Source organism: Micromonospora sp. NPDC049089, from assembly GCF_040648775.1.
In the GTDB taxonomy this organism is placed as follows: domain Bacteria; phylum Actinomycetota; class Actinomycetes; order Mycobacteriales; family Micromonosporaceae; genus Micromonospora.
Genome location: NZ_JBEZEH010000290.1, coordinates 1 through 6,547, shown reverse-complemented (window position 1 = coordinate 6,547; position 6,547 = coordinate 1). Strand labels below are relative to the sequence as shown.

The following is a 6,547-nucleotide window of genomic DNA, read 5'->3' as shown; positions in this document are numbered from 1 at the left end:
GATCTGGCCACTTCCCCGGGCGGGGGTGTAAGCTTCGGAGGGGGGGGTGGGCCTGACACGGGGGCGCGCGGCCCCGGGCTCCCCGCGCCGTATGGGACCGGATGGTCCCGGCAACCTCGCACCAACGATGATTTTGGTGATGGTCGCACCGCTCGCCTAGCGAACAGAACACGTCCACCTGTTGGACTCCGAAGTCCAACTCGACCTAAATCAGCGCTGGATACACTTGACAGATGAGCGACGAGCAGGTGACTGCGCCGACGAACAGGCGGCGGATCAGTCAGCGGGGCATCGCGACGCGAGAGCGGATCCTCGATGCAGCGAACCGGCTGACGCTCGTGCGCGGAGTGAACGCGACGACCCTCGACGACATCCGCGAGGCAAGCCAGACGAGCAAGTCCCAGCTCTACCACCACTTCGCCGACAAGCAGGAACTGGTGCGCGCCCTGGTCACCTACCGGGGCGCGCTTGTGCTTCAGCGGGAAAGCGCCGGGCTGCAACGACTGAGATCGTTCTCAGGGCTGATCCGGTGGCGTAACGCGCTGGTCCAGGCCAACTCGCTGAACAACGGCAGATACGGGTGCGGCCTCGGGTCAATGGCTCTCGAACTGTCTGATCAGGATGAGCAGGCTCGATCGTCAGTGTCGGAGACATTCGCGGCATGGGAAAAGCTGATCAGTGATGGTCTGCACCGGATGCGCGACAGCGGCCTACTGCGCCAGGATGCCGACCCGGAAAAGTTGGCCACGGGTTTGATGGCCGCTCTACAGGGCGGCTACCTGTTGGCGAACGCCGCGCACGACGTCGCACCCATGGAAGTCGCAGTGGACATGGCGCTGGAACACATCAGATCGTTCCTCGTGCAGCCGTCCCGGGAGTGAGCGCGTTCTGTTGACCCGACGGCACGCCGGTCGGCCGTGATGCCACGCACCGGAGGAGGCGGTGAGTGATTCCGCCGCCCCCTCCGGGCAGGCTCACTTCCCGTACAGCTCGAACTCGTAGAGCGAGAACCCGTACGAGGTGGCGCGCTTGACCCCGTACACCCGCACGTAGCGGGCGGTGACCGGGGCGAAGGTGGCGTTGTCGACGCCGCCGTTGCCGGTGGTCGTGGCGAACACCGGCGACCAGGAGCTGCCGTCGGCGGAGACCTCGATCCGGTACGCGGTGCCGTACGCGGCCTCCCACCGCAGTACGGCCCGGCTGACGGTGCGGGCCGCGCCGAGGTCGACCCGGAGCCACTGGTTGTCGTTGTAGCTGCTCGCCCACCGGCTGCCGAGGCTGCCGTCGACCGCCTTGTCCGGCGTGTTGCCGGTCAGGAACTGGGTGCTCGACGCGGTGGCCGGACGGCCCTGCGCCAGGTTGGTGACGTCGTCGCCCCGGCGCGCCGGGAACGAGACGACCTGCTGGTAGGTGGGGCGGTTCTGCCAGGCGATCACCGGGTGGGTGATGCCCCCGAGCCCGGAGTGGGCGATCGCGTCGGCACACCACTGGTCGCCGGCCCCGCAGGACTTGTCACCCGGGTAGACGGTGGTGGCCGGCACCGCGGCGGCCTGACCGAGCGCGTCGAGCAGGGCCTGCCGGCATGCGCCGAGGTTGCCGTTGCCGCAGTACGCGCGGCCCAGCCCACCGGCCACCGGGTCGCCGAGCACGGTACGCAGGTCCTTGTCGACGTAGCCCCACCAGCCGTACTGGAATGACGAGCCCTTGTGCGCCTGGCCCTGCAACGCCCAGTTCGCGGCGCCGTCGCGCCCGCCGTTCTGGCCGCCCGACGGCGCCTCGTTCACCTCGATGGCGTCGACCAGCGAGGCGTAGAGGTCCGGCCCGAGGCCGGGGCGGAACTGCGCCGAGGCCAGTAGCGGCCACCAGGCGTCGAAGATCCGGATGGCGTCGGCGTGCTGGTAGACCTTGGAGCCGGGGGACGTCTCCACCCGGCGGACCCCGGCCTGCTGCCAGGCGCGCAGCTTGCCCACCGCGTCGGCCAGCGCCGGATCGGTGACCGGCGTGCTGTCCAGAACCCGCAGCAGATCACCGAGGACCTGTTGGCCGCGCAGGTCGGTCACCGCCGCATCCGCCATGATCTTCACGACGTCGGCGCGACCGAGCTTGCGCTGCGCGATCGCCGCGCGCACCGGGCCGTCGAGCAGCTGAGCCCGGTGTACGGAGCCGAAGCTGAAGTTGCCGTCCGCCGCCCCGAAGTCCCGCGCCTGCTTGTTGTTCCAGCTGACGTAGTAGTCCTGGTTGACCGACTGCGGATGCGCCGACGCCGGGATGTAGGTGGCGTCGTTGGTGTCCGGGTTCCAGCCGGCCCACTCGTACGCCGGCTCGGCCTTCGTGGGCAGGTTCGGGTCGGCGGTGGCCGGACGGACCGGGTTCGCGCCGGAGTTGAGGTACGCCGCCTCGGTCGAGTTGACGTAGAACCAGTTGAACGCGTACCCCACGTCGGCTGCGGACGTCTGGAAGGCCGCCGCGCTGCCCATCGCCGACGGGTCGTTGAAGGCCTGGAAGCCGATCGCCGAGTCGGCCTCGTGCCGGTAGGTCGAGCGCAGTTTCGTGAACGCCGTCGGCTGCCCGTTCACCAGGCCCCGATAGGAGACCAGCCCGTACTTGGTGCGCAACGCGCGCAGTGTGTACGAGCCGGCCGGGGTGGAGTCGGCCAGCGTCGGGGTCCAGGAGTTGCGCTGCTCCAGCGCCTCCATGGCGAGGCACTGCCCGTGGTAGAGGTAGCGGTTGGTGCGCAGCGTCGGGGCACTGCCGTCGGTGGTGCACAGCGGCACCGCGTACGTGTCGGTGAGGTCCTGGGACGCGGAGGTGGCGCTCCACGCGTAGTCCTGGCCCCGGCCGAGCAGCACGTAGAGGTTCAGCCCGGCAAACGCCGCGCCACGCGCGCTGATGCCCGGACCCTGCAACTCCTGGAGCATGAGCAGTTGCGGGGCGAAGTAGCCGGTCTGCGGCCCGAACACGGCAACCGGATTGCCAGTGGTGGTGTGCCGTCCGGAGACCACCACCGCGTTGGACATGCCGTGCGCGCGCAGATTGGACAGGCCGCCGAGCAGCTCCTTCGTGGCGGTGCTGGCACCGGTGCGGGCGGCGGCCCCGCCGGTGGCGTCGTACGCGAGGGGTTCGGCGACCACCGATCCGGCGTCGGGGAGCGCCGCGCTCGTCGCGCCCGGTGGCGTCGCCCCGTACGGGAAGCTCTGTCCGTCGTGCAGGGTGAGCACGGTCTCCGGGTCGTTCTGCGAGCGGAACGCCGCCCACACCCGGTCGCCCTCGGTGGCGCCGTACTTGGCGCGGGCGGCCACCCGGACCAGCGCGGACTGGATCTCGCTGCCCCCGCCCCCGCCGAAGAGCCCGCCGATGACACCGGCGGTGGCGATCAGGTCGGTCATCGTGAAGTGCTTGGGCTTGCCCGCGCCCGCGAGCACGTACTCGCCCGGGTAGTTGTCGTCGGCGATCGACTTGTCGATGTAGGCGTTGATGCCGGCGATGTAGTCGACCACGTCGGTGTAGAGCTGCTGACCCCGGGCGCCCTTGGTGCGCAGCGCGTCCACCTGGGCCTGGAGGTCCGCCTCGGTGTAGGGCGAGTTGGCCCAGACGCTCTGCTCCAGCTCCCGGTTGCCCGGCGCGCCGCCGGCGAAGGAGGTGACGTTTCCACGGCCGACGTGCCGCAGCAGATCCATCACCCAGAGCCGGTCCTGGGCTCCGGCGTAGCCGGCGCCGAACATGGTGCCGGCGCGGGTGGTGCCGGTGACGTGCGGGACGCCGGTGGCCTTGTCCCGCACGATGGTGACGTCCGATCGCGGCGAGACGGTGCTCTCGACCTGTGCGGCCGGAACACCGAACGAGGCGTCGTTGTAGAAGTGGGCGATCTGCTCGTCGGTCAGCCCGGCGTAGTTGTAGACCAGGTTCGCGTACTCGTCGAGCTGGTCGCTGGAGTGCGCCGGGCGGGTGCCGAGCGCCTGGTGGGCCAGGATGGCGACCAGCGTGGCGTTGCCGTTCTGCCCGGGAGGCAGGATGTCGGCGCACTGGCCGAGGCAGTAGTCGTTGGCGGCGAACGTCGTGGCGGCCAGCGCCGGTGACGGCGGGGTCACCGTCAGGACGCTCGCGGTCAGGACGGCGGCGGTGAACGCCGCGAGCCGGTTACGGAGAGCGGGACGGGGCATGGCGATCCTCCGGGGACGCGGAGTCGGGCCGTACGGTCTCGCCCGGCTACCGGTGCCGACGTCTCGCCCTCCGCGCCCGGGCGTTCCACCCGGAGGTGAGAATCATTCGTGTCGATCTCCGAGCAATGATCGGCGCAGAACCGCCGTCCGGGATACCCGTCGTTCACCACGCGCCAATGCCGACGTTTCGCCGATTTCCCCTCACCGGCTTCCCGGATCACGGCTTTGGTGGTGGCCGGCGACTGCCCCGCCACCGCACTGAAATGAATGGCCTCGCCGACCCGTTCCGACCTACCGTGCAACGAGGTATCCATCTCCGACGCATTCACGAGAGGACCTCAACCCGCGTGACACCGCCTGCTCTCCAGACCTGACACGTTCCCCGCGCCTGGGTTGCCGACGTCACCGTCGGTTCGTTCCCATGCCTTCCGTCAGGTCTTTGGAGAGATCATGTCTACGCGTCCTCATACCGCGCTGCCCTGGCCCGCCGGGCGCACCGGGCTTCCCCTGCTCGCACTCGGCTGCGTCCACTGTGATTCCGACATCGGCGACCGGTCGTTCCGCATCACGGCCGACGGCGAACACGTCCACAACAAACCCCTGGTCGCCTACGGCGCCAGCTTCCCTGGCCAGCATGCGCACCCGATCCTGGTGACGGGCCACTCCGGCGGGTCCTCGGGTCGTCGGCCGCCGCTGGGGCGAGAGCATCGCTGGCCCCGCCCGTGGCTGCAACAAGCCGCGGTCCGCGCGCGGTCGTTCCTGACGCGCGAACGAACGTCAGGACCGGCCCGATACCGACGGAGGAGGTGACCACACGGGTGCGCACCCTCGGCCCGCGCTCGGAGCGACCGCCACCGTGATGGTGCCGCCTGAGGTCCCGATCACGTCCGCGCGGGCTCATCGCTGGGCGTCGTAGGCGCGCCGTGCTCGTTCCACCTTTCCGAGGCTGGCGTCGGCCCAGGTCGCCAGGTGCGCGAAGAGCGGACCCAGGCTGGCGCCCAACTCGGTGATCTCGTACTCGACTCTGGGAGGCACCTCGGCGTGGTAGGTGCGTGACACGAGCCCGTCACGTTCCAGTTGGCGAAGCCGCTGCGTGAGCACTTTCGGCGTGATGCTCGTCAGTCGGCGTTCCAACTCGACAAAGCGCTGCCGACCGTACTCGTTGAGTGCCCACAGGATGGGTGTGGTCCACCGGCTGAACACGATGTCGACGACCGGCGCGACCGGGCAGGCCAACTCGGGATCTGTCGACTGCTTCATGTGCCCCCCGTCACAAACCCATTACTATCCTCTAGGTACCTACTATATCGACGCTACTAGCGTCTTCTTCGGCCGTGCGAACGACACGGTCGGACTGGAGACCCAGACATGTTTGTCGTGGTAGGAGCAACCGGAAACGTCGGCCGTACGCTCGCGTCAACCCTCGCGACCTCGGGTGCCGCGGTGACGGCGGTGTCCCGGGGGCGAGGGCCGGGCGCCGCACCAGAGGGCATCCGCCACCATCGCGCGGACCTTGAGCACCCGGAGAGCCTGCGCCCGGTACTCGCCGACCCCGAGGCGCTGTACCTGCTCGTGGAGGGCGCCGGAGCCCACCTCAACATGCGCGAAATTCTGCGGGTCGCCGCAGCCGGCGGCGTGAAGCGCGTTGTGCTCCAGTCCTCGCAGGCGGTCGCCACCCGACCGGACTCGCCGTCACACGCGCCGCTGCGCGCCATCGAGGATCTCGTGCGTCGATCCGAATTCGGCTGGACGATCCTTCGCCCCGGCGGCTTCGCCTCCAACTCCCTTGCCTGGACCGAATCGGTCCGGGGCAAGCGGACCGTGGCCGCACCGTTCGGCGACGTCGGTCTGCCCGTGGTCGACCCGACCGACATCGCCGAAGTGGCGGCCGCCGTGCTCCTCCACCGCTCGCACGATGGCCGTACCTACGAACTGACCGGCCCGGCCCTGCGCACGCCACGCGAACGGGTCGCCGACCTCGCCGCCGCGCTCGGCGAGCCGATCGACTTCGTGGACCAGACGCCCGACGAAGCCCGCGAGCAGATGCTGCGGTTCATGCCGCCGCCGGTGGTCGAGGGGACGCTGGCGATCCTCGGTGCGCCGACCGAAGCCGAACAACGGATCAGCCCGGACGTTTCCGAGGTCCTGGGCCGATCACCACGCCCCTTCGCCGCCTGGGCCACGCGCAACATCGACGCCTTCCGTTAACGGTCGCGCGGAGCCGATGGAGTGCGGCAGCACCAACGCGTGAGCGGCAACGAGGCGTTCGCCGTCGACGGACGGCGCCGGCTACTCGTGCAGCTGCACAACCCTGGTCGAGAAGGAGTTCCTGCCCGAATCCGGTGTGGCCAACGATCTGATGGGGCGGAGTCGGCCGGGGCCGCCAG

The 6,547-nt window shown here is 69.7% G+C and carries 4 protein-coding genes; 2 read left to right on the top strand and 2 right to left on the bottom strand.

Going from position 1 to position 6,547, the window contains the following annotated elements; translation table 11 throughout:
- The first annotated feature begins 233 nt into the window (after window positions 1–233).
- Window positions 234–881, top strand: a complete 648-nt coding sequence (locus AB0B48_RS31175; RefSeq protein ID WP_357207830.1) for a TetR/AcrR family transcriptional regulator — start codon at window positions 234–236, stop codon at window positions 879–881.
- Window positions 882–974: 93 nt separating this feature from the next.
- On the opposite strand, the gene AB0B48_RS31170 is transcribed toward AB0B48_RS31175, so the two are convergent.
- Entirely contained in the window at window positions 975–4,160 is a 3,186-nt protein-coding gene (locus tag AB0B48_RS31170; RefSeq protein WP_357207827.1) for a penicillin acylase family protein, read from the bottom strand.
- 897 nt (window positions 4,161–5,057) lie between these two features.
- Window positions 5,058–5,420: a helix-turn-helix domain-containing protein gene (locus AB0B48_RS31165; protein ID WP_355577881.1), complete on the bottom strand. Its 363-nt coding sequence runs from the start codon at window positions 5,418–5,420 to the stop codon at window positions 5,058–5,060.
- Between the two features lie 108 nt (window positions 5,421–5,528).
- Between AB0B48_RS31165 and AB0B48_RS31160 the strand changes: the two genes are divergently transcribed.
- Window positions 5,529–6,368: an NAD(P)H-binding protein gene (locus AB0B48_RS31160; protein ID WP_357207825.1), complete on the top strand. Its 840-nt coding sequence runs from the start codon at window positions 5,529–5,531 to the stop codon at window positions 6,366–6,368.
- The last annotated feature ends 179 nt before the right edge of the window (window positions 6,369–6,547 follow it).